Genomic DNA, 23,716 nt, shown 5'->3' on the forward strand with positions numbered 1-23,716 from the left:
CCGCTAGTCCTGCGATTCGCAAAAGCTCAGCCGATTGCCAAACGGATCGATCACCGCCATCACGCGCCCCCACGGCATCTCCTGGACGCCGGGCCGCATGTAGGCATACTTTCTGGCGCTGACTTCCGCGTGGTATTCATCAACGCCCTGCATCCGCACAAACACCGCCGACCCCGGCGTCGCATCGCCATGATGCTCGGACAGATGCAGCACCAGATCCCCGCGATGCACCTGCGCGTACAGCGGAAACCCGGCTTCGAAGCGATGCTCCCAATCCCAGGTGAACCCAAGAAAATCCAGGTAAAAGTCGCGCGCCTTTTCCACGGAGAAAATGCGCAGGATCGGAATGGCGGCTTGAAGGTGCATGGCGCGGCCTTGGTAGTATGCGAGGGATTCAGCATAGAACAGAAGCACCTACATGCCCATCGCCACCCAAGACTCCTGGAAGCACCTGCCTGCGCCGGCGCAGCGTGAACCGCTGCATTTTCAGGGGCGTTATACCGCCGACGAGTACGCCCGCTTGCAGCAAGGCTTCGTGCCGAAGGAAATGGAAGACAAATGGTTCATCTACCTGCACGACGGCTGGCTGCGTTTGCATCGGAGTTGGACCGGCAACTGGATTTATGCACTTCGGCTGCAGCAGGACGGCGATGCATGGACGGTGACCGATTCCTGGGTGAACCGCGATCCGGAGCAATACCGGCTTACCGATGCGGAGTATGACCGGGATTCGCTGCAAAGGATGTTGCAGTGGCTGATCGAGGGGCCGGCGGTTTGATGCGCATCGGTTGAACGACGTTTCCGCGGCGCACGTTCGGCGCCTTACCAGGCGCGTGGCGATGCGCCGTATCGCGCCTTGAAGATCTTGCTGAAATGACTGAGGCTTGAATACCCCAAGTCGCCGGCCACCTGCGTCACGCTCATGCCGCTGCGCAGCAGGTCCGAAGCGCGAACCAGCCGCGCGTCGCTCAGATAGGCGTGAACCGAACGGCCGACGTTTTCGCGCATCAATTCCTGAAGCCGTCTTTCTGACAAACCCACCGCCCGCGCGACACGCCCCGGCGGCCAATGTTCCGAGCAGCGTTCCCGCAGCAGACGGCAAGCTTGCTGCACCTGCTGACGCTCCTCTGCGGCGGGCCCCTTCAGCACTTCCGGCACTGAAAGCAATTCCACAAAGGCAGCCAGCATCTCGAGCGACTTGGCGCGATACCAGATCCGGCGCGCCTCGGGAGCCGTCGGCGCGTCGCGTGAAATATCGGTAGCCAACGTCAGCAGGCTGGCGGGCGCGTCCAGCGATGCCACCAACGATCCGTGGGTCGGCACGCTGACGTCTTGGCGAAACCGCCGGGTGAGCAGGGTGATGGGTGCCGAGTCGCCTGCACGGGCCAGGGCATCGGGGGTGTATCGGATATCCAGCATCCGGACGCGCCGCTTCGCGTAAAGGTGCGTGGTCCAGCCCACTGGTTGCTCGTGGTTGAAGAGCAGCGCCACGCCCCCGGACACTTTCAGTGGCTTGCCGCCGTCCAGCGCCAGCACTGCGTCGCCCTCCAGCCATACCTGCATGCCGAACACCGGTGCGCCCGGCGCCGGAATCGTCAGCGCAGCCGATGGGCAGCCGTCCAGCACCACCACGCTGACGCCTTCCTCGACGCGCACCACGCACTGGATGACGTTTTCCCAGTCCTGCGTCGCGGGCACCGTGGGAAGTGTGCCTCGCCACCATTCGTGAGGCTTGACTGGAGCGGTATACGGGTCGAGCGAGAGCACAGCGGGCATGGGTAACAAGCGCAATTGCGTTGAGTGCAGCAAAACCGTCAATTGGCGCCGCAAAATCGTCAGACATCCGGCGGCGCTTCTGGAATCATGCCGTCGCACAGGAATGATTCTTGTTAATTATAAATTGATCAGGTGGTAACCCCCGTGTTCTTCTCCGTCAAGCCGTTGCCATTGGCATTGCTCGCAGCCTTTGCGGCGTCCGCGTCCGTCGGCGCGCAACCCGCTCCATCGGCGGCCGCCGATGTTTCCACGCTGTCCCCGGTCGTGGTGCAAGGATCGAGCGATGCGTCGCCGACCTCCGGCGCCGACTTCGTCGCCACGCGCAGCCGGTCCGGCACCAAGTCGGACGCGGCCCTGATCGACACGCCCCAGACCATCAACGTCATCACCCGCAATGAAATGGACTGGCGCGGCGTGACCTCGCTGGCGCAGGCCGTCCGCTACACGCCGGGCATCTTCGCCCAGTACGGCGACAACGACGTGCGCTATGACTGGCTGACCATCCGCGGGTTCACCCCGGCGCGCTATCTGGATGGCCTGCTTCTGCCCTTCGGCGCGCGGGGATATGCGCAGCCGCGCATCGACACCTATGGCCTGGAACGGATAGAGATCCTGAAGGGACCGTCGTCTGGCCTCTACGGCCAGAGCGCCCCGGGCGGGCTGGTGAACATGACCAGCAAGCGTCCCACTGCCGAGCCGATCAATGAGGTCGTCCTGCAGGCGGGCAGCTTCAACCGGTACCAGGGATCGTTCGACTTTTCCGGGCCCGCCGACGACGAAGGCAAATTCCTGTATCGCCTGACCGGCACCTTGCGCGATAGCGACACGCAGTACCAGCACGTCGACGATGAACGCCAGTTCATCGCGCCCAGCTTCACCTGGCGCCCGTCATCTGACACCAGCCTGAATCTGAATGTGCAGTATCAGAAGATCACCAGCCACGGTGGCGGTGGCGCGCCGGTGCTGCCGGTCATCGGGACGCTGGAAAAGAGCAGCGCCGGCTACATTCCGCGAGACCGCTTCGTGGGCGAACCCGGCTACGACATCTTCACCAACGAGCAGACCATGGTTGGCTACACGCTGGACCACCGTCTGAACGACACCTGGAGCGTACGGCAAAGCGCCCGGTACACGAACGTTGACACCAACACCCGCCGCGTGCAGATCGGCGCGATGACGTCGGAAACCCAGGCGATCCGGTACGCCTGGGCCTTCCCCGAAACATCGCATGCGTTCCAGGTCGACAACCAGTTGAACGCCAAATTCACGGCCGGCCCCACACGCCACGACCTCACCTTCGGCCTGGATTATCTGAGGGAAAAGTCGCGCTACAACGAAAGCAGCCTGGGGCTGATGCTGCCGCCGGCTTCGCCGCTGTTCGACGTGTTCAACCCTGACTACGGAACGCCCGTGACGCGTCCGCCCACGGCCACCAAGATCAACATGACGCGCAACCAGTTGGGGGTGTACGCGCAGGACCAGATCGAACTTGACCGGCTGCTGTTCACGCTGGTGGGCCGTTACGACTGGACCGAAGGCACCACCGATACCGGCGCACGCGGCAGCGCCGGGCAGTGGGCGTGGACCTCGCGCGATGCCGACGCCAACCGCTTCACCGGCCGCCTCGGCGTCACGTATCGCTTTGACAACGGCCTGGCGCCCTATCTCAGCTATTCCACGTCTTTCCAGCCCGTAACGGGCGTGCTGCGCGACGGATCCCCGCTCAAGCCAACGACCGGTGAGCAGTATGAAGCCGGCATCAAGTTCCAGCCCAACGGCTACGCCAGCTTCGTGACACTGTCGGCGTTCCAGATCAACCAGAACAACGTCAGCACGCCGGACCCGGTCAATACCAGCTTTGTCGTGCAGACCGGCCGGGTTCAGGTGCAGGGGCTGGAGCTGGAGGGCAAGGCCAGTTTCGAGAACGGCCTGGATCTGACGATGTCTTACGCGCTTAGCGACAGCGAGATCACCAAGAGCAACAATCCCGCGCAGCGCGGCAATCAGCTCAACTTCGTGCCGCGCCATCAGGCCGCCCTGTGGGCAGACTACACGCTGCGCGACGGCCCGTTGCAAGGCGTGGGCCTGGGCGCCGGCGTGACGTACCGCGGCGGATTCTATGGCGATCTGAACAACAACTACGCCATTCCGGCCGTGACGTTGGTCGATGCGGCGATCCGCTACGACCTGGGTCGCGCCAGCCCGGCTCTCGCCGGCGCGCAGGTCGCGTTGAACGTGTCCAATCTGTTCGACAAGCGTTACGTGGCCAACTGCCTGGGCACGGCCGTGAGCTGCTATTGGGGTGCGGAGCGCACGGTGATGGCGACGTTGCGGTATCGCTGGTAAAGGCCGCGAGCCATGACGATCAGCATCAATTGCGCTTGCTGATCGCCCTGGCTGCCCGGATCACCAGCGGCCCCAGTTCCTCCCGCGCGCGCGCCAGCGACCAGCGCGGTTTGGGCACGGATATGTTGACCGCACCGAGCGGATCGCCGTTGTCCCCAAAAACCACCGCCGCGACATTCAGATCCCCAGCGAAGAACTCTTCGTCAGCATAGGCGTACTGGTCCCGTCTTGCCGCTTCGATCAGCGCGCGCAGCCGGTCGATGTCGGTGGTGGTGTGCGGCGTGTACTTCGCGCACGTCACGCTGCGCAACCTGAGATCAAGTTCATCCGGCGGCAACAACGCCCATAGCGCGCGCCCAGACGCGGTTGCCACGCACGGGATCTGCGTTCCCACCGGCAGGTACTCGGGAATGTGCCTGGCCGGCGCAACGCGCATGACAAACACCATGTTGTCGCCATCGGGCACGGCCAGATTGACGATCTCGCCGCACTCCTGGTTGACCTGATGCAGCACCGCATGCGCATGCTGGAACAAGGGCTGCCGGTAGAGATAGCTGTAGCCCAGCCCCACGGCCTTGACCGTCATGCTGTAGCGCTTGCTGCGCGGGTCCTTGAACAGGTACCCGGTTTTTTCCAGCGTGTAGGCCACGCGCTGGGCCGAGCCGATGGTGATGCCGTTTTCGCGGGCCATCTCCTGAAGGCTCAAAGAGGCGTGCCCCCTGAAGGACTCGAGCACGGCGAGCCCTTTTTCCAGCGACTGGATCAACAAGGCGGAAGGTTCAGACATTCGGATTCTGGTTGGATAGCAAAGACGGAGTTTGTCCGCGGCTAGCCGCAAAGTCAGGCGGCCTAGGGAAACCCTTACGTTGTAGCCGGGCCCGGCGAGCAGTATAAAAACACTCGCCGTTATCGTTATACGTAGATTGTTATCGAATAGCGATATTTAATCAATCCCGGGTTTTCATGCAACTGCATCCGCCTCAAACGCCGGCTCCATCCGCCGCTCGCGCCTCAACTTCTGCCCCGACGGCCCCAGCGCTCCCAGCCTCGGTCGACGTCGCCATTGTTGGCGGGGGCATTATCGGCATCAGCACGGCTTATTCCCTCGCGCGCGCCGGACTGCGGGTCGCCGTGTTCGAGAAAGGCACGCTGGCCTGCGAACAGTCGTCGCGCAATTGGGGCTGGGTGCGCACGCTGGGCCGCGACCTGCCGGAAGTGCCACTGGCTCAGCGCGCCAACCGGCTATGGGCAGAGATCCAGGAAAAGGTCGATGTGGGCTTCCGCCGCAGCGGCATCTTCTACCTGCAGGAGAACGACGCGGACGCGGCCGGCCATCAGGTGTGGCTAGACGGGGCGCGCGCGCATGGCGTGGATGCGCGCCTGCTGGATCGCCGCACGGTGCAGGACATGCTGCCGTCGACCGGACGCGTCTGGACGGGCGCGATGTATAGCCCGACGGACGGGGTCGCCGAACCGCAGCTGGCAACGCGCGGCATCGCCTCGCTGGCGCGCGCCGCGGGCGCACACATTTTTGAGCAATGCGCTGTGCGCGGCGTGGAGCGCAGCGCGGGCCGCGTCAGCGCCTTGATCACGGAGCGCGGCCGCATTGCCACGCAGGCGGTGCTGGTGGCGGCCGGCGCCTGGTCGCGGCTCTTCTGCGGCAATCTGGGCGCCGACTTTCCGCAGTTGAAGGTGCGTGGGTCCGTGCTACGCACGACGCCGCTCGACGCGGGGCCGCAGGCGGCGATCAACGGCAAGGACTTCACCTGCCGCAAACGCGCCGACGGCGGCTATTCGGTGTCGCAGTTCGGCGCGTCGATGGCGGACGTGGTGCCCGACACCTTCCGCCTCATGCCGCATTTCTTCAGCGCGTGGCGGGCCAACAGCAGCTTCGTGCGCCTGCGTTTCGGCAAGCGTTTTTTTGAAGAGCTGAAGATCCCGAATCATTTCCCGGCCGACCGAGAATCGCCTTTCGAACGGCATCGCGTGCTGGATCCGTCGCCGTCCAGTCGCGGCGTGGCGCAAGCCTGGCGCAGGCTGGTTGACGCCTTTCCCGCATTCCGCGAAGCACGCATTGCGCAGTCCTGGGCCGGCTACATCGATGTCACGCCCGACGCGATGCCTGTCATGGACGCGGTGCCCGGCCTGCCCGGGCTGTACCTTGCCTCCGGTTTCTCGGGCCACGGTTTCGGCATCGGCCCGGCGGCGGGCGAGTTGATGGCGCAGTTGATCCAGGGCCACACGCCCGCGATCCATCTGCACCCGTTCCGCTACGGCCGCTACGGAACCTGACGGCCACGCATTGAAAACATTCATACAACCAAAGGGGAGTTCTTTCATGGATAGCCACAGCGCTGACCTGCATCGCCGCGCCACCGTCGTCGACGGTCTGGTTTTCTTCAGCAACGGCAGCACCCGCGACATGCTGGCCGGCGGCGTCAGCGCCATCAACGTCACGGTCAGCGACATGGGCGCGGACTTCGAGCAGGCGCTGCGCGACTGCATGACCTGGCGCCAACGCTGCGCTGCGCCGGACTCGTCCTGGCTGCTGGTGGAAACGGCCGACGACATTGCGCGCGCCAAGCAGGTCGGCAAGCTGGGGCTCATCATGGGATGGCAGAACGGCAAACCCCTCGGCGACCAGATAGACCGCGTCGCCTTGTTCCATGAATTGGGCATGCGCGTCATCCAGCTGACCTACAACGAGGCCAACCTGCTGGGCGACGGTTGCCTGGAAAAGCGCAACGCCGGCCTGAGCGATCTGGGCGTGAAGATGGTTTCGGAGATGAACCGCGTGGGTATCGCCATCGACCTCAGTCACTGCGCGCCGCAGACCTGCCTGGACGCCGCCCGGCACAGCAGCAAGCCCGTGCTGCTGACCCACGCCAACGCTAACGCCGTGATCACCCGGCCGCGCAACAAGTCGGACGACGTCATCAAAGCGGTCGCCGCGACGGGCGGCGTGGTCGGATGCAGCATCCATGCCTACCTGAGCTGGCGCGGCGATCCACGCCAGCAGCCGCTGCTGTCGGACTTCGTCGCGAACGTGAAGTACATCGGCGAACTGGTCGGTTATGAACACGTGGGCATCGGCACCGATTTTCCGTCGGTCGACACCTACGAGGCCGTGCGCCATGTGATGGTGATGTCGCGCACCAAGTACGCCAAATCGGGCGGTGACTTCTCCGACGCCTTTGGCGATGTGATGGAAGCGCGCTACCCCGTAGAAACGCCGACGCCGGCGCAATTTCCCGCGTTCACCCACGCGCTGCACGAGGCCGGACTGACGGACAGCCAGATCGTCGGCGTACTCGGCGCAAACTTCCAGCGCGCGTTCGCGCAGGCCTGGGCCACCGCCTGAATTGAATGGAGAACATCATGATCCTGCGTCTGCACCGCACCCTGACCGCCGCGCTGGCTTGCGCGGCCCGCGCGCCGCGCGCCCTGGCGCTTGCCGGCGCGGCCCTCGCGGCGCCCCTGGCCACGGCCGCGCCCTTCCCCGCGCAGCCGATTCACATCATCGTGCCCTATCAGGCGGGCGGCTCCACCGACACCGTGATCCGCAAATTCGCCGAGCTTGCCGCGCCCGAACTGGGCCAGGCCATCGTCATCGAAAACCGCGGCGGGGCCGGCGCGACCATGGGCGCGCGCGCCATCAAGACCGCGCGTCCCGATGGCTACACGCTGGCCGTCCTGCCCAGTCCGGTCTATCGCATGCCGCACATTCAGGACATGGGCTACGACCCCACACGCGACTTCACCTACGTCATGATGCTCAGCGGCTACACGCTGGGCGTGGCGGTGCCCGCCGGCTCGCCGCACAAGACGTGGGCAGATTTCATCCGCCATGCGAAACAGCATCCGAACGAAGTCACCTACGGCACGGCCAGCGTCGGCAGCGCATCCAACGTGATGATGGAAGACATCGCCGCACGCAACGGCGTGACCTGGCGCCATATTCCGTACAAGGGCGAATCCGAAGTGCTTACCGCGGTGATGGGCGGGCAGGTGACGGCATACGCCGGCTCGACGACCGTGCAGCCGCAGGTGCAATCGGGAAAGATGCGCATGCTGGTGACCTGGGGCGAACATCGCAGCGCCCAGTATCCGGACACGCCCACGCTGCACGAACTTGACGGCACGCCGCCCGCCAACGCGCCATTCGGCATCGCCGGTCCCAAGGACATGCCGCCCGCCGTCGTCGCCAAGCTGCATGCCGTCTTCAAGCAAGTGGCCGAATCCGAGGCCTTCAAGCAGATCCTGACGCAGTACGGCCAGGAACTGGTCTACATGGACGGCAAGGACTACGCCGCCTATGCCGCGCAACAGTACGCGCTGGAAGCGGAAATCGTCCGCAATCTGGGGCTGGCTGCGAACAAGTAGGGCGGCACGATCCGGCTGCGCCGCCGCAGCCGGACCGCCGCGCATCGAGGCGGCGCGGGATCCGACAACGGCCGAGATCTGCAAGGGCATCGGCCAGCAAGAAGCGTCCAGGAGTCATCCATGATCATTCGAGCAATCGCCACACGTCCCGCGCGCCGCCGCGCCCTCGCCGCCTTGTGCGGCATTGCCGGCCTACTGGCCGCCGTACTGACCGGTGCGGCATCGGCTCAGGCGTGGCCCGCCAAGCCGATACGGATGATCGTCGGCTACCCGCCGGGCGGCGGCACGGATACGGTGGCGCGCATGCTGGCGCAGCAACTCAGCCAGGAGATCAAGCAACCCGTCGTGGTCGAGAACCGCGCAGGAGCCAGCGGCACCATCGCAACCCAGCAGGTCGTGCGGGCCGAGCCCGACGGCTACACCGTGCTGTTCGCCACGGCGTCGCCCCTGACCGGGGCGCCGCTCACGGTCAAGGACCTGCAATACGATCCCATGAACGACCTGATCCCGGTCACCCTGGTCGGCGGCGGTCCCTTCATCCTGGTCGCGAATCCAACCTTTCCGCCCAACACGCTGCCTGAACTGGTGGCGTACGCGCGCAGCCGCCCCGGCGAGATCAACTACGCCTCGCCGGGCATCATGACCGCGAATTTCTTTTTCTCCGAGCAGCTGAACATGGATGCCGGGATCAAGACCATGCACGTCCCCTACCGCGGCAGCGCCGCGCTGCTCAACGACGTCATCGCCGGCCAAGTGCAATACACGCTGGACACGCCGGGCACCACGCTGACCTTCATCCGCAACGGCAAGCTGAAGGCGCTGGCGATCTTTAGCGAAAAGCGCCTGGACCGGGCTCCCGAGATTCCCACCGCCAAGGAAGGCGGCTATCCGAATCTGGTGGGCGGTTCCTGGTATGGCCTGCTGGTGCCCAAGGGCACCCCGCCGGAGATTGTCGACGGCCTGTACAAGGCCACGAAGTCCGCGTTGTCCAGCGCGGACGTGCGCAGCGCCATGGAAGCGCGCGACGTGATGGTGCAAGGCACCTCACCCGACGAATTCAGCCGTTTTCTGCACGCCGAGTTCAAGCGCTGGCAGGACGTGACGCAAAAGCTGGGCATCAACCCGCAATGACCTATTGAACCCGCGCCGGCACGCGAGCCCTCTCTTCCGACCGGAGTCTTCGATGTCCAATCCCCCCTACGCCCCGGACCTGACCGCGGGAAGCGCCCCCACCTCCATGCGCCCCGCGCTCGCCGGCGTCAATCACATGATCTCGGCAGGCCACTATCTGGCCACGCAGGCCGGCATGGACGTCCTGCAGGCCGGCGGCAACGCCGTCGACGCGGGCGTGGCAGCGGGCATCGCCCTGGGCGTGGTCCAGAGCGACATCGTCAACTTCGGCGGCGTCGCCCCCATCCTGGTCTATCAGGCCAAGGCGCAAAAGGTATGGAGCATTTCCGGGCTCGGCTACTGGCCACAGGCCGCGCGGCTGGAAACGTTTCTGGAGAAGCACGGCGGCACGATCCCGGCGGGCGTGTTGCGCACCGTCATCCCGGCAGCGCCCGACGCGTGGATCACCGCGCTGGAACGGTTCGGCACCATGCGCTTCGGCGAGGTCGCGGCCGGCGCCATCCGGCTGGCGCGCGACGGCTTCGTCATGTATCCGCTGATGGCCGAAGTGCTGGCTGAAAACCAGAAGCACTACGCGCGGTGGGCATCCAGCGCGGCCATCTATCTGCCGGGCGGCAAGCCGCCCGAGGCGGGATCGGTATTCCGCCAGGCCGACCTGGCGCGCAGCATCCAGTACATGGCCGACGAAGAGCGCGCGCATCCTGGAAACAGCCGCCTGGCGGGCCTGGCCGCCGCGCGCCGCGCATTCTACGAAGGCGACATTGCTGCGGCGATCGTCAGGTATCACCGCGAGGAAGGCGGGCTGATCACCCATGAGGACTTGCGAGGCTTTTCTGTGGAGGTTGAGCCAGCGCTGTCCACCGGCTTCAACGGCACGCAGGTGCATAGCTGCGGCTTCTGGTGCCAGGGCCCCTCGCTGCTACAGATGCTGAACATCCTGGAGCCGTGCGACCTGCGCGCGCTGGGCCACAACTCCGCGTCCTATGTGCATCTGCTGACCGAAGCCATCAAACTGGCCTTCGCGGACCGCGAGGTGCATTACGCCGATCCGCGCCATGCGCGGGTGCCGCAGGCGGCGCTGCTGTCCAAGGACTATGCGCGCGCGCGGCTGGCCATGATTGCCCTGGATCGAGCAGGCCCCGACATGCCGCCGGCGGGCCGGCTTCCCCACACGCGGGAGGTCGATCTGCGCGCGGCCGGGCCGGATGACATGGCGCGCACCGATCCGCGCCTGGATACGTCTTATGTGGCGGTCGTCGACAAGGACGGCAACGCGTTTTCGGCCACGCCCAGCGACGGCTCCTACAACGTGCCCGTCATTCCTGGCACCGGCATCTGCGCGTCGGGACGCGGCAGCCAATCCTGGGCCGAGGCCGGCCATCCCTGCGCCATCGGACCGGGCCGCAGGCCGCGGCTCACGCCCAATCCTTCGCTCGCCATCAGGCCCGGCCAGTACGTCATGCCTTTCGGTACGCCGGGCGGCGACGTGCAATGCCAGGCCATGCTGCAGACCTTCCTGAACATGGAGGTGTTCGGCATGGACGTGCAGCAGGCGGTCGAGGCGCCGCGGTTTGCCAGCTTCAGCTTCCCGTCGTCGTTCGAGCCGCACGATGCGATGCCGGGCCGGCTGATGATCGAAGACCTGATCCCGCGCAGCGCGGGCGACGCGCTTGCCGCGTTGGGCCATACCGTGAAGTGGTGGAACGGCCATAGCTGGCGCGCTGGCGCCGTCTGCATGGTCCGGCACGATCTGGATAGCGGCGTGCGCTGGGGCGGCGCGGACCCGCGCCGCCCCGCTTACGCCATGGGCTGGTAGGCATCCGTGGCGACTGGCATCAACAGAAAGCAAAACGCCCGCCAGGAAAGCATCCCGGCGGGCGGCAAAAAACTGCGTCGCACCAGGCATCCCCTTAGGAAGATGCCCGTTGCCAGCGCCATCAATTCAGGCTGGCGCCCGAGATCTTCACGATCTCCTGATACTTCGCCTTCTCGGCCTTCACGAACTCGGCAAACGCCTCAGGCGTCATCGAGCTCGCCTCGGAACCCATGGTCAGCAGACGCTGCTTCACGTCGGGTTGCGCCATCGCATCGGCATATGCCTTGTTCAGCTTGGCCACTACCGGCGCCGGCGTGCCGCCCGTCGTGAACACGCCAAACCACGTGCCCAGGTCAAAGCCCTTCACGCCCGATTCTTCAACGGTCGGCACGTCAGCCAGCAACGACGAACGCTGCGCCGTCGTCACCGCCAGCGCCTTCACTTTGCCGTCCTTGATCAGCGGCGCCGACGCCGCCAGATTGTCGAACATGAAATCCGACTGGCCCGACAGCAGCGCCAATTGCGCCGGCGCCGCGCCCTGGTAGGGGATGTGCTCGACGTTGATACCCGCGCGCGCCTTCAGCAGCTCGCCCGACAGATGGCCCGCGCTGCCGTTGCCGCCCGAACCGTAGTTCAGCTTGCCCGGGTTCTTCTTTGTGTAATCGATCAGGTCCGCCAGCTTCTCGATGTTGTTCTTCTGCGCGAACTCGACGTTCATCACCAGCACGTTCGGCACCGCCGCCACGATCGTCACCGGCGCGAAATCCTTCACCGGGTCGTACGGCAGGTTGGCGAACAGCCACGGATTGATCGCGTGCGTCGCCACCGCGCCCATCACCAGCGTGTAGCCGTCAGGCTGGGCCTTGGCCACCAGGTCGGCGCCGATGTTGCCACCCGCGCCCGAACGGTTTTCCACGATCACCGGCTGACCCAGCGAGCCACGCACCTTTTCGGCCAGCATGCGCGCCATCGTATCCAGCGGACCACCGGGCGGGTAAGGCACCACGAAGCGGATCGGCTTCGAGGGGAAATCGGCAGCCTGGGCCAACGCCGGGGCGCTGAAAGGCAGGGTCGCGGCCAGCGCCACGGCGCCTTGCAACAGGGCGCGGCGCACGGCGCTGCGGGGGGTGTTCGACATGGTGTGTTCTCCTCACTCCGGATCAATGGCGGTCAGTAGCATACCCCACCGCCGTGACGAAGGTAACAAAGGGCTACCGGCAAGAACGCCCGGAATTCCGGGGATTGGCAGCCCGCACCAATGAAAAACCGCCCGAAGGCGGTTTGGCGGATCAGTGCAGGATCTGGCTCAGGAAGAGCTTTGTCCGTTCGTTCTGCGGGTTGTCGAAGAACTCGTCCGGATTGTTCTGTTCGATGATTTCGCCGCGGTCCATGAAAATCACGCGGTTCGCGACCTTGCGTGCGAAGCCCATTTCGTGCGTCACGCAGATCATCGTCATGCCGCTTTCCTGGGCCAGGCTCACCATCACGTCCAGCACTTCCTTCACCATTTCCGGATCCAGCGCCGACGTGGGCTCATCGAACAGCATGATCTTGGGGTTCATGCACAGCGACCGCGCGATTGCCACGCGCTGCTGCTGGCCGCCCGACAACTGGCCCGGAAACTTCTTGGCCTGTTCCGGAATCCGCACCCGCTCAAGGTACTTCATTGCGGTGGCCTCGGCTTCCGCGCGCGGCTTCTTCAACACCCACATGGGTCCCAGCGTCAGGTTTTCCAGCACCGTCAGGTGCGGGAAAAGATTGAAGTGCTGGAACACCATGCCAACGTCCTTGCGGATCGTCTCGATGTGCTTCAGGTCATTGGTGAGCTCCGTGCCGTCCACGATGATGTGGCCCTTCTGGTGCTCTTCAAGGCGGTTGATGCAGCGGATCATCGTGGACTTGCCCGAACCCGAGGGTCCGCACACCACGATGCGCTCGCCTGGCGCGACGTCCAGGTTGATGTTGCGCAGCACGTGGAACTGGCCGTACCACTTGTTCACGTCCTGCAAACGAATAATGGCATCCGACATGCCTGTACTCCCGTAAGTATCGCTTTGCGCGCCCGCCTTGCGGCGGACGCGCGGCAAATTGCTAGCGTGCGTGACCCGTGGCCAGGCGTTTTTCCAGCGCCTGGCTGTATTTGGACATGGAGAAGCAGAAGACGAAGTAGATCAGCGAAATGAACAGGTACGCCTCCACCCCGAATCCGCGCCATGCCGCATCGGACAAGGCTGCCTTGGCCGCCAGCGTCAGGTCGAAGATACCGATGATCACCACCAGCGACGTGTCCTTGAACAGCGCGATGAAAATGCTGACCAACGGCGGAATCACGATCTTGAGCGCCTGCGGCAGGATGATCTTGCGCATCTGCTGCCAGTAGTTCAGGCCCAGCGAATCCGCGCCTTCGTACTGTCCCTTCGGAATGGCCTGCAGGCCGCCGCGCACCGTTTCCGCGATGTAGGCCGCCGCGAACATGATGATGGCGATCTGCGCGCGCAGGAGCTTGTCGATCGAAAAGCCTTCCGGCAGGAACAGCGGCAGCATCACCGACGACATGAACAGCAGGCTGATGAGCGGCACGCCGCGGATCAGCTCGATGTACACGACGCACAGCGCCTTGATGGCCGGCATCTTCGAGCGCCGGCCCAAAGCCAGCAGCACGCCGATCGGGAACGCGAAGGCGATGCCGAACGTGGACAGGATGAGCGTCAGCGGCAGACCGCCCCAACGCGCGTTTTCCACGTAGGTCAGGCCAAACACGCCGCCCCACATCAGGAGCGCCACGGCCGTCAGGCCCACGGTCCAGATGACGGCCAGCTTCCAGTTCCAGAAGCGGCGGATGCCGCTGCAGACGATCACCGCCACCAGGATGACCGTGGCGATCAGCGGCCGCCATTGTTCATCGTAGGGGTAGGTGCCGAACAGGATCAGCCGGTGCTTTTCAATGATGAACGCCCAGCAGGCGCCGCCGGCTGCGCGGCACTCCTGTGCATTGGCCGCGTCAAAGCTTGCCTTGATGAAGGCCCATTCGACCAGCGCCGGGATGGACATCAACAGGAACCACGCCAGCAGCACCGTGATGAGGATGTTCAGCGGCGACGAGAACAGGCGCGTTTTAAGCCACGCCCATGGCCCCGTCTGATTGCTGGGCGGCGGCAGGGCCTCGCTGGGGGTATGCGTAGTGCTGCTCATATCAACGCTCCACCAGCGCGATGCGCTTGTTGTACCAGTTCATGAAGATCGAGATCGACAGGCTGACCGTCAGGTACGCGCCCATGATGATGAGAATGCCTTCGATGGCCTGGCCCGTCTGGTTCAACGTTGTGTTCACCACCGACACGATGTCGGGGTAGCCGATGGCGACTGCCAGCGAGCTGTTCTTCGTCAGGTTCAGATACTGGCTGGTCATCGGGGGGATGATCACGCGCAGCGCTTGCGGCAGGATCACCAGGCGCAGCACCTTGGCGCGCGGCAGGCCCAGCGAACCGGCGGCTTCCCATTGGCCGTTGTTGACCGCCTGGATGCCCGAGCGCACCACCTCGGCGATGAACGCCGACGTGTAGATCACCAGACCGGCCAGCAGCGCGGCGAATTCCGGCGACAGCGTGAGACCGCCCGAGAAGTTGAAGCCCTTGAGCTCCGGCATGTTCAGCGTCAGCGATGCGCCGCTGACCAGCCAGCCGATGAACGGCAAGCCGATCAGGAGGCCAATGGCCCAGCGGCCCAGCGGGAACATATGGCCCGTGGCCTCGTGGCGCTTCTTGCCGTAGTGGCCCAGGATGATGATCGCGACGATCGCCAGCCCAAGTCCGGCCAGCATCCAGTCGAACGAGTTGCCTTCCAGCGACGGGACCTTGAGGCCGCGGTTGGAAATGAACACGCCCGGCAGCGGATTGTGCGCCTGGCGCGGACCCGGCATGTTCTCGGTGATCAGCGCATACCAGAAGAAGAGCTGCAGCAGCAGCGGCACGTTGCGCATCACCTCGACATACACAGAGGTGATCTTGGCCACGAGCCAGTTCTTGGACAGGCGGCCGATGCCGATGAGCGTGCCGAGGATGGTCGCCAGCACGATGCCGATGACGGCTACGCGCAGCGTGTTGAGCAGGCCGACCATGATGGCGCGGCCGTACGTGTCTGAGGGGGAATAGGCGATGGCGGTTTCGCCGATGGCGAAGCCGGCCTCGCGGTTCAGGAAGCCGAAGCCCGTGGCGATGTTGCGCACGGACAGGTTGTGGAGCGTGTTTGAAACCAGGAACCACACGGCCCAGGCTACCGCGGTCAGCGCAATCACCTGGTAGACCACGGAGCGTACGCCGGGATCGTTCCAGTTCAGACGCCGTGGGGGTGCCGAAATCGGGGCGTTTTTGTTGGGAGTCATCATGATGAATCTACAGAAGTCGGACACCGGGTGGCATGCCGGAAAAGCCGCGCCACCCACTTCTGCCGCCCGCCCGAAGGCGGGTTAGGGCCTGTCCAGAATACACGTCCTGTGCAGACAGGCCCTAGGCATGACGGAGAGCCGTGCTCCGCCATGCCAGGCAGCCGCGCGTTAGCGCACCGGCCAGCCGTACATCAAGCCACCTTGCTTGTACGAAGCGTTCAAACCACGCTCCAGCTTCATCGCGCTGTTCTTGCCCAGCGTGTTCTCGAAGCTTTCACCGTAGTTGCCCACGCTCTTGATGATGTTGTAGGCCCACTTGTCGTCCACGCCCAGGTTCTTGCCCATGCCCGGGGTCACGCCCAGGATGCGCTGGATGTTGGGGTTGGGGCTCTTGGTCATTTCATCGACGTTGGCCTTGGTGATGCCGTATTCCTCGGCTTCCAGCATGGCGTTCAGCGACCAGCGCACGATGTTGAACCATTGCTCGTCGCCCTGGCGGACCATCGGGCCCAGCGGCTCCTTGGAGAAGTCTTCCGGCAGGATGACGAACTTGTCCGGGTTCTCGAGGGTGGTGCGGGTCGAGGCGAGCTGCGACTTGTCGGTCGTGAAGGCGTCGCAACGGCCGGCCGAGAAGGCGCGGATGATTTCGTCGTACTTGTCGATCACGACCGGCTTGAATTCGATCTTCTGGCTGCGGAACCAGTCAGCGAGGTTCAGTTCGGTGGTGGTGCCCGGCTGCACGCAGATGGTGGCGCCGTTCAGTTCCTTTGCGCTCTTGACGTTCAGGTCCTTGGAGACCATGACGCCCTGGCTGTCGTAGTAGTTCACGCCCACGCCGATCAGGCCGAGGGTCGTGTCGCGCGTCAGCGTGACGGTGGTGTTGCGGGTCAGCACGTCGATTTCGCCGGACTGCAGCGCGGTGAAGCGTTGCTGGGTGTTCAGCGGCGTGAACTTGACCTTGGAGGCGTCGCCAAACATGGTCGCGGCGATGGCGCGGCACATGTCCACGTCGATGCCCTTGTATTCGCCCTTGCTGTCGGCGATGGAGAAACCCGGGATGCCCGTCGAAACCCCACACTGGACAAACCCTTTCTTTTTGACGTTATCGAAGGTTGCGCCCGCGTTGGCAGCCGAGGAGGCAGCAAACAAGGCAGCGCCAATGGCAGCGAGTTTCAATACTTTCATCGTGATCTCCGTGTGGGATGAAGCGGAATCCAAAGCAAGGGCCGGGTTGGGCCCACGCATGGGGCGGATGGTAGCGTCCGCAAAGCAGGCGGCGCATCCGGGAATTCCCTTGAAATATAGGGACACTGGATGAAATGAAACGCTGTTTTTGACGAAAAACAGGGACGCGTTTTCAGCTTTGCGAACATGCGTTTCAACCGGCGGAATGAATCTGATCTTCGCCCCCCTCGCCAAGAGATGTAGGCCACCTTACTGTCCCCGAGTTACTATGGCGGCTTCATCTGACAGCCGCCATGATCGAATTCCAGCACGTATTCAAATCATATGGTCGCGGCCGCAATATCCTGGCCGACATCAACTTTCGCGTGAGCGCGGGAGAATTCGTTTTCGTATCGGGGCCGTCCGGCGCCGGCAAGTCCACTCTGCTCAAGCTGATCGGCGGGCTTGAACCCGCCAGCCGCGGTTCCATCCAGGTGAACGGCCAGCGTCTGGACAAGCTGCCCGCGCGCGCCCGGCCGTACCTGCGCCGCGCGGTGGGCGTCATCCTGCAGGACACACACCTGCTGTTCGATCGAAGCGCGTTCGAAAACGTGATGCTGCCGCTGGCCGTGCAGGGCCACCCCTGGGATTCCGCCGCGTCGCGCGCCCGCGCCGCGCTGGACAAGGTTGGGCTGTCGGGCAAGGAAGACCTCAACCCCATCGAGCTGTCCGGCGGCGAACAGCAGCGACTGGCGATTGCCCGCGCCATCGTCAACCGGCCCGCGATCCTGATCGCGGACGAACCCACCGCCAACCTCGACCACGACAACGCGCAACGCATCATGAACGTGTTTCGCGACTTCAACCGCGTTGGCGTCACCACGCTGATCGCCTCGCACGACCAGGAACTCATGGCCCGCTATGCCACCCGCACCCTGCGGATCGAGCCGGGCAAGTTTGCGGACTCCCACGGCCCCGCGACGCCGGGTGACGGCACGGCCGCCCATTCGGCGTCCGCCAGTCCCGCGCCGACCCGCGCCAGCCGCACTGAGCCAGGCCTCGGCCATCCGGGAGAATCGGCATGAACGCCTGGCTGCGGCAACACCGCTACGCGCTGCTGGTCACCCTGCGCCGGCTGATCAAACAACCCTTCTCGTCGCTCGCCAACCTGCTGGTGATGGCGCTTGCCCTGGCGCTGCCGCTGTTGGGCAGCGCGATCCTGGTCTCGGTGCAACCGGTGGCGCGGGAAATGTCCGTCACCCCGGAAGTCACGGTCTACATGCGCGTGGACGCCCCGGCCGGTGCGGCCGCCGACGTCGCCAAGCGCATCAAGGACGACTATTCGCAAGACGTGCGCGCCGTGCGTGTCGTAGGCCGCGAAACTGCCCTGGCCGATCTGCGCGCCAACCCCGCCTGGCAAGAGGCGCTGGCCGTGCTGCCGGGCAACCCGCTGCCCGACGCGGTCGTCGTCACGCTGGCCGACGGCGACAACCTCGCCGGACGCGCCGACACGCTGGCCTTGGCCTGGAAGCAATGGAACCATGTGGACCTGGTCCAACTGGACAGCGCATGGGTCCAGCGGCTGGAAGCCATCCTGCGCTTTGCCCGCATCGGCCTGGGCTTCCTGGCCGCCTGCGTGGCGGTGGTGGTGCTGGCCACCGTCTTCAACACCGTGCGCATGCAGGCGCTGTCGCAACGCGAGGAAATTGGCGTGGCGCGGCTGGTAGGCGCCACCGAATCCTTCGTGCGTCGTCCCTTCCTGTACCTGGGCGCGCTGTCCGGCGCCCTGGCCTCGTTGCTGGCGATTGGTGTGGCGTCCGTCGCGCTGTCTCCGCTGAACGAGGCACTGCTGGGGCTGGCCCGCAGTTACGGCGCTGAATTCGCCCTGCATCTGCCCGGCGCCTCCGTCCTGATCGGCGCGGTGGTGGCGTCTGCCGCGCTTGGCGCGCTGTCTGCGCGCTGGTCGGTCACACGCAGCACCCGGTTCTAGGCCGGCAGATCTGCCGGTCCGGTCCGGGAGATCGGTCCGGCTCGGCGTGCTTTCCCCGCCTATCGTTCAGCTCAGCGGGTCTAAGCCTCCGTTTGAACCCCCTTCATCCCCGTGATCCGGGGAAAGACCACAAAACAGCCTGTGTAGGATGGGTGCCTGCCATCCGCACGGGCTTTTTTGCCTGCGGGCGACAGGAGAAGTTCCAATAAACGACGCTTTGGTCGTGTTTACACAGTTTTCTCCCATTGACTGCCGGGATATGCAAGAATAAAGCGACATTTTTTTACATGTTTTGTCACAATTGCCGCTTCTCCTCGCATTTCTAGTGTCTCAATCGCCGTTTTTGCCCAGATATCAGTCCAATGGCCGCTCTTGAAGCCCGCGCAACGCGTCATTACTACGACAGCGCGTTCCAATCTCAGGCAGTGAAAGTGCTCCCGAACGAGTACTACGTCACCAACGAGAACATGATGATCTCGACCGTGCTGGGATCCTGCGTGGCGGCTTGCATCCACGACCCGGTGACGGGCGTGGGCGGCATGAACCACTTCATGCTGCCCGAGGGCGACATGCAGTCGCCCGCGTCGGCCACCATGCGCTACGGCGCCTTTGCGATGGAAGTGCTGATCAACGAACTGCTCAAGGCCGGCGCCTCGCGTGACCGCCTGGAAGCCAAAGTGTTCGGCGGCGGCGCGGTGCTGGCGGCCATGCAGCAGATGAACATCGGCGAACGCAACGGCGAATTCGTCCTGAACTATCTCAAGACCGAAGGCATCCCCGTCAAGGCGCAGGATCTGGGCGACGTGCACGCGCGCCGCATCAATTACTTCCCGCGCGACGGCCGGGTGATGGTGCGCAAGATGGCGCCGCACCACCAGCGCGCCGAAGAGATCATCGCCAAGCGCGAACAAGAGGCGGCGCAAAGCGCGGCCGCCAAGACGGCCACGCCGCAACGGGTCGAGCGCTTTGCACGGCCCGGAGTCGAGCGGTTTGATCGGCCGGGCGTGGAACGGCTGGATCGCCCCGGCGTCGAGCGGCTGAACCGGCCGGGCGTCGAACGATTCGACCGACCCGCCGCGCGCCCCGGCGTGGAACGCTTCGATCGCCCTGCCCGTCCGGGCGTTGAGCGTTTTGACCGGCCGGCCACGGCCGACACGGCCTCGGCTTCGGCTGCCCGTCCCGCCACGCGTCCGGGCGTCGAACGCTTTGACACCGGCGTGACCCGGCGCACCAAGCCCTAGACGGCCGGCACCGCGCCGGCCAGGCGCGCCCTACAATCAGCGGATGTCCACCATCCGTCTCTTCTACGCACTGTGGCCGTCTCTCCCACTGGCGGCGTCGCTGGCCGGCTGGGCGGAAGCCGCGAAGCTGGTTACGGGCGGACGCGCGATGCGCACCGAGACGCTGCATCTGACGCTGGCGTTTCTGGGTCCTGTCGACAGCGCCCTTGCTGACGAGCTGGCGGCCGCCACGCCCGAACGCCGTCTGGCCCCGGGCGACGTCCCACTCGACCGCTATGGGGTCTTCACCCGCCAGCGCATCCTGTGGTCAGGCCCGGCCGAGACACCCGCGGCCCTGCAACAGGCCCACGACGATCTCTGGCGCTGGCTGTCCGGCTACGGATTGACCCCGCCGACCCAGCCGTTTCGCCCGCACGTCACGCTGCTGCGCAACATCACGCATGCGCAGCCGCCGGACGACCCGGCCGAGCCGCTCGCCTGGCGCTACGATCGCATGGTGCTGGTGGCGTCCGAATCGCTGACCGGCGGCAGCCGTTACCGCATCGTGGCGCAATCCCGGCCGCACGGCGGCTAGGGCACAATCCTACGGTTGCCAACGATTGGGACCCCCATGATCATCCTGCTGGATCAAGACGGCGTGCTGGCCGATTTCGAACACGCGTTCATCGACGCCTGGCGCGAGCGCCACCCGGACATCGCGCCCGTGGCGTTCGAGGACCGCAAGTCCTTCTACATCCGCGAGGACTACGCCCCCGAACTACGCGGGATGGCCGAGGCCATCTACACCGCGCCGGGCTTCATCCGCAATCTGCCGCCCGTCCCCGGCGCGCTGGACGCCGTCAAGGAACTGCTGGCGCTCGGGATGGATGTGCGCATCTGCTCGTCGCCGCTGTCGCAGTTTGAAAACTGCGTCGCCGAAAAATACCTGTGGGTCGAAAAACACCTGGGCCGCGATGCCACCACCCGGCTGATCCTGACCAAGGACAAGACGCTGGTGCACGGCAATCTTCTGATCGACGACAAGCCGCGCATCGAAGGCGCCGTGCGGCCGCGCTGGAAGCACATTCTGTTTGACGCGCCCTACAACCGCGAGGTCACGGACCGTGCGCGCATCAACTGGCAGAACTGGCGCAACGTGCTGGCCGGCGAGCTCTATACGGCAGATGCCTGAGTCCTGCTGAGTCCTGTTCAGGCGTCATCGTTTGGGACTATCCTGTGGAGTCGTACGCCCCACCCAGGAGGAGCCCGCGCCATGAATCTGTACCGTCTGCTCAAGCAGCGAGAAGCCGACCACAAGCCGCTGCGAGTCGCATTGTTGGGCGCCGGAAAGTTCGGCGCCATGTTCATGAGTCAGGCCCCGCGCACGCCGGGCATGCGCCTGGTCGCGGTGGCGGATCTGGTGCCCGACCGGGCGCGCGCCGCGCTGACCCGCGTCGGCTGGCCCGCCGGCGCGCTCAACGCCAGCAGCATCAATGACGCGTACAAGAACGGCAAGGTCTATTTCTGCGACGATGCGCGCACCGTCATCGCCAGTCCCGACGTGGACATCGTCATCGACGCCACCGGCCAGGCCGCGGCCGGCATCACCCATGTGCTGACCTGCTGCGAGTACGGCAAGCACATCATCATGGTCAATGTGGAAGCCGACGCGCTGGCTGGTCCGCTGCTGGCGCGCCGCGCCCGGGAAGCGGGCATCGTCTATTCGCTGGCCTACGGCGACCAGCCCGCCCTGATCTGCGAAATGGTCGACTGGGCGCGCGCCAGCGGCTTTGAAGTCATGGCCGCCGGAAAGGGCACCAAATACCTGCCCGAGTTCCACACGTCCACGCCAGACACCGTCTGGCCGTATTACGGCTTCACGGCGGAAATGGTGGCGGCGGGCGACTTCAATGCGCAGATGTTCAACAGTTTCCTGGACGGCACCAAGAGCGCCATCGAGATGGCGGCCGTCTCCAATGCCACGGGCCTGCTGCCGTCGCCGTCGGGCCTGCACTTTCCGCCGTGCGGTGTGGACGACTTGGCGCGCGTGCTGCGTCCCCGCGAGGACGGCGGCATGCTGCACCACCGCGGCCAGGTCGAGGTGATCTCGTCGCTGGAACGCGATGGCCGGCCGGTGTTCCGCGACCTGCGCTGGGGCGTGTACGTGACGCTTGCCGCCGACAGCGACTACGTGCGGCGCTGCTTCCAGGAATATGGCCTGGTCACGGATCCCAGCGGCAACTTCACCGCCATGTACAAGCCCTACCACCTGATCGGGCTGGAGCTGGGCATCAGCGTGGCCAGCGTGGGGCTGCGCCGCGAGCCGACGGGTGCGCCTGCTGGCTGGCACGGCGACGTGGTGGCCACCGCCAAACGCGATTTGCAAGCCGGCCAGATCCTGGATGGCGAAGGCGGCTACACGGTGTACGGGCGCCTGATGCCGGCCCCCGATTCGGTCGAGGAAGGCTATCTGCCGCTGGGACTGTCGAACAAGGTCAAGCTGAAGAACCCCGTACGCCAATCGCAGGCGATCCGCTGGCGCGACGTGGAATACGACGAACGCTCGACCGCCGTGCAGTTCCGCCGCGAGATGGAGCAGACCTTCGCGTAGGAGCGGCCCGCCCCGCGTTCACACGGGCGCGGGGCGCTCCGCCTGGAACAACCGCAGCCGGTCGGCCGCGTTGCGCAGGTGCTGCTCCGCCGCGCGGCCCGCAGCATCCGGGTCGCCGGCTTCAATGGCCGCAAAGATGGCCTGATGCTCGCTTTGCACCGCGGCCATGCGCTCGGCATACCGGCGGGCCGTGTTGTGACGCGCGCTGCGGATGACGCGCCGCACGTTGGCTTCCAGATAATCGTTCAGCGCCACCAGATGCGGGTTGTGCGTGGCCTGCACGATGGCCTGGTGGAATTGGTAGTCTTCCTCGTCGCCCAGCTTGTCGTTGATGAGCGCGTACTCCATGCCCACCAGCGCCTGCCGAATCTTCTTTAAGTCGGGATCGGTGCGACGCTGCGCCGCATAGCGCGCCGCCGTGACCTCGATGGACAGCATCAGCTCCAGGATGTGTTCCAGGTCCTGGTTGTCGCCCGGCGTGGGCGCGGCGATGCGAAAGGCGTTCTTCTGGAAGTTCGGGTCGACGAACACGCCGCTACCTTGCTGCGACGTGACCAGGCCTTCGGATTTCAGTCGGGCCAAGGCTTCGCGCACGACCGCGCGGCTGACGGAATGGAGCTCAGTGAGCTGCTTTTCGGTGGGCAGGCGATCGCCCGGGGCCAGCACGCCTTGGCGTATCTGGTCGGCCAGGGCATCCGCCACCGCCGCGGATAGCGAACTGCGAGGCGCGGCGCGCCTCGAATCGGGTTCTTGACTGGGCTGCATGGGGATCTTCAAACGTGAGGGCGGCGCGCGGACGCGGCGGCCATGTTTATAGGAATGTCTCGCGTGGGGGTCCTGACAGATTGCGATGCGGCAGCGTCCGGGGAATTATAGATTTGCCGGTTTTTCCCGG

The 23,716-nt window shown here is 65.1% G+C and carries 22 protein-coding genes; 13 read left to right on the forward strand and 9 right to left on the reverse strand.

Annotation, left to right across the window (positions count from 1 at the left end; genetic code table 11):
* Nucleotides 1-3: 3 nt before the first annotated feature.
* The gene (locus tag ASD71_RS02940; protein WP_056566353.1) at nt 4-366 is read right to left on the reverse strand and encodes a glyoxalase superfamily protein; all 363 of its coding nucleotides are present in this window, start codon (nt 364-366) and stop codon (nt 4-6) included.
* Between the two features lie 52 nt (nt 367-418).
* Here ASD71_RS02940 and ASD71_RS02945 point away from each other — a divergent pair, with 52 nt between their 5' ends.
* Complete coding sequence (locus ASD71_RS02945) at nt 419-778, forward strand: hypothetical protein (RefSeq protein ID WP_056559709.1); 360 nt, start codon at nt 419-421, stop codon at nt 776-778.
* Nucleotides 779-822: 44 nt separating this feature from the next.
* Here ASD71_RS02945 and ASD71_RS02950 read toward each other — a convergent pair whose 3' ends face one another.
* A complete protein-coding gene (locus tag ASD71_RS02950; RefSeq protein WP_235512012.1) occupies nt 823-1,818 on the reverse strand; it encodes an AraC family transcriptional regulator in 996 nt (331 codons plus the stop codon).
* 102 nt (nt 1,819-1,920) lie between these two features.
* On the opposite strand from ASD71_RS02950, the gene ASD71_RS02955 reads away from it, so the two are divergent.
* Complete coding sequence (locus tag ASD71_RS02955) at nt 1,921-4,122, forward strand: TonB-dependent siderophore receptor (protein WP_056566357.1); 2,202 nt, start codon at nt 1,921-1,923, stop codon at nt 4,120-4,122.
* Nucleotides 4,123-4,147: 25 nt separating this feature from the next.
* Here ASD71_RS02955 and ASD71_RS02960 read toward each other — a convergent pair whose 3' ends face one another.
* Entirely contained in the window at nt 4,148-4,891 is a 744-nt protein-coding gene (locus tag ASD71_RS02960) for an IclR family transcriptional regulator (protein ID WP_235512013.1), read from the reverse strand.
* A 194-nt stretch (nt 4,892-5,085) separates the two neighbouring features.
* Between ASD71_RS02960 and ASD71_RS02965 the strand changes: the two genes are divergently transcribed.
* From ASD71_RS02965 to ASD71_RS02985, 5 genes are all read left to right on the forward strand, one after another.
* Nucleotides 5,086-6,414 carry an FAD-binding oxidoreductase gene (locus ASD71_RS02965; RefSeq protein WP_082578767.1) on the forward strand — a complete coding sequence of 443 codons (1,329 nt, stop codon included), beginning with the start codon at nt 5,086-5,088 and terminating at the stop codon, nt 6,412-6,414.
* A gap of 46 nt (nt 6,415-6,460) precedes the next feature.
* Entirely contained in the window at nt 6,461-7,483 is a 1,023-nt protein-coding gene (locus tag ASD71_RS02970) for a membrane dipeptidase (protein ID WP_056559715.1), read from the forward strand.
* Nucleotides 7,484-7,500: 17 nt separating this feature from the next.
* The gene (locus ASD71_RS02975; RefSeq protein WP_082578937.1) at nt 7,501-8,505 is read left to right on the forward strand and encodes a tripartite tricarboxylate transporter substrate binding protein; all 1,005 of its coding nucleotides are present in this window, start codon (nt 7,501-7,503) and stop codon (nt 8,503-8,505) included.
* Nucleotides 8,506-8,625: 120 nt separating this feature from the next.
* A complete protein-coding gene (locus tag ASD71_RS02980) occupies nt 8,626-9,636 on the forward strand; it encodes a tripartite tricarboxylate transporter substrate binding protein (protein WP_056559717.1) in 1,011 nt (336 codons plus the stop codon).
* Nucleotides 9,637-9,688: 52 nt separating this feature from the next.
* The gene (locus ASD71_RS02985; RefSeq protein WP_056559719.1) at nt 9,689-11,452 is read left to right on the forward strand and encodes a gamma-glutamyltransferase family protein; all 1,764 of its coding nucleotides are present in this window, start codon (nt 9,689-9,691) and stop codon (nt 11,450-11,452) included.
* Between the two features lie 121 nt (nt 11,453-11,573).
* On the opposite strand, the gene ASD71_RS02990 is transcribed toward ASD71_RS02985, so the two are convergent.
* The 5 genes from ASD71_RS02990 to ASD71_RS03010 all read right to left on the reverse strand — a co-directional run bounded on the left by ASD71_RS02990 (nt 11,574) and on the right by ASD71_RS03010 (nt 17,021).
* The gene (locus tag ASD71_RS02990) at nt 11,574-12,590 is read right to left on the reverse strand and encodes a tripartite tricarboxylate transporter substrate binding protein (RefSeq protein WP_056559721.1); all 1,017 of its coding nucleotides are present in this window, start codon (nt 12,588-12,590) and stop codon (nt 11,574-11,576) included.
* Between the two features lie 151 nt (nt 12,591-12,741).
* Nucleotides 12,742-13,482 (reverse strand): amino acid ABC transporter ATP-binding protein, encoded by a 741-nt coding sequence (locus ASD71_RS02995; RefSeq protein WP_056559723.1) that lies wholly within the window; start codon nt 13,480-13,482, stop codon nt 12,742-12,744.
* Between the two features lie 61 nt (nt 13,483-13,543).
* On the reverse strand, nt 13,544-14,644 hold the full coding sequence (locus ASD71_RS03000) for an amino acid ABC transporter permease (RefSeq protein WP_056559725.1): 1,101 nt from the start codon (nt 14,642-14,644) through the stop codon (nt 13,544-13,546).
* Between the two features lies 1 nt (nt 14,645).
* Nucleotides 14,646-15,836, reverse strand: coding sequence for an amino acid ABC transporter permease (locus ASD71_RS03005; RefSeq protein WP_056559727.1), 1,191 nt, complete (start codon nt 15,834-15,836; stop codon nt 14,646-14,648).
* 168 nt (nt 15,837-16,004) lie between these two features.
* The gene (locus tag ASD71_RS03010) at nt 16,005-17,021 is read right to left on the reverse strand and encodes an amino acid ABC transporter substrate-binding protein (RefSeq protein WP_056559729.1); all 1,017 of its coding nucleotides are present in this window, start codon (nt 17,019-17,021) and stop codon (nt 16,005-16,007) included.
* Nucleotides 17,022-17,314: 293 nt separating this feature from the next.
* Between ASD71_RS03010 and ASD71_RS03015 the strand changes: the two genes are divergently transcribed.
* The 6 genes from ASD71_RS03015 (at nt 17,315) to ASD71_RS03040 (ending at nt 22,821) form a co-directional block, all read left to right on the forward strand.
* Nucleotides 17,315-18,085 (forward strand): cell division ATP-binding protein FtsE, encoded by a 771-nt coding sequence (locus tag ASD71_RS03015; protein ID WP_056559731.1) that lies wholly within the window; start codon nt 17,315-17,317, stop codon nt 18,083-18,085.
* Nucleotides 18,082-18,990: an ABC transporter permease gene (locus ASD71_RS03020; protein WP_056559733.1), complete on the forward strand. Its 909-nt coding sequence runs from the start codon at nt 18,082-18,084 to the stop codon at nt 18,988-18,990. The genes ASD71_RS03015 and ASD71_RS03020 overlap by 4 nt, the downstream gene beginning before the upstream one ends.
* Nucleotides 18,991-19,352: 362 nt before the next feature.
* Nucleotides 19,353-20,231 carry a chemoreceptor glutamine deamidase CheD gene (gene cheD / locus ASD71_RS03025; RefSeq protein WP_056559735.1) on the forward strand — a complete coding sequence of 293 codons (879 nt, stop codon included), beginning with the start codon at nt 19,353-19,355 and terminating at the stop codon, nt 20,229-20,231.
* 43 nt (nt 20,232-20,274) lie between these two features.
* Nucleotides 20,275-20,805 (forward strand): RNA 2',3'-cyclic phosphodiesterase, encoded by a 531-nt coding sequence (gene thpR, locus ASD71_RS03030; RefSeq protein WP_056559737.1) that lies wholly within the window; start codon nt 20,275-20,277, stop codon nt 20,803-20,805.
* Between the two features lie 36 nt (nt 20,806-20,841).
* Nucleotides 20,842-21,402, forward strand: a complete 561-nt coding sequence (locus ASD71_RS03035; protein WP_056559739.1) for a 5'-3'-deoxyribonucleotidase — start codon at nt 20,842-20,844, stop codon at nt 21,400-21,402.
* Between the two features lie 81 nt (nt 21,403-21,483).
* Nucleotides 21,484-22,821: an NAD(P)H-dependent oxidoreductase gene (locus ASD71_RS03040; RefSeq protein WP_056559741.1), complete on the forward strand. Its 1,338-nt coding sequence runs from the start codon at nt 21,484-21,486 to the stop codon at nt 22,819-22,821.
* 18 nt (nt 22,822-22,839) lie between these two features.
* On the opposite strand, the gene ASD71_RS03045 is transcribed toward ASD71_RS03040, so the two are convergent.
* Nucleotides 22,840-23,586, reverse strand: a complete 747-nt coding sequence (locus tag ASD71_RS03045; RefSeq protein WP_056559743.1) for a FadR/GntR family transcriptional regulator — start codon at nt 23,584-23,586, stop codon at nt 22,840-22,842.
* Nucleotides 23,587-23,716: the final 130 nt, after the last annotated feature.

The sequence above is a fragment of the Achromobacter sp. Root565 genome, assembly GCF_001427425.1.
Lineage (GTDB): Bacteria > Pseudomonadota > Gammaproteobacteria > Burkholderiales > Burkholderiaceae_B > Achromobacter > Achromobacter spanius_D.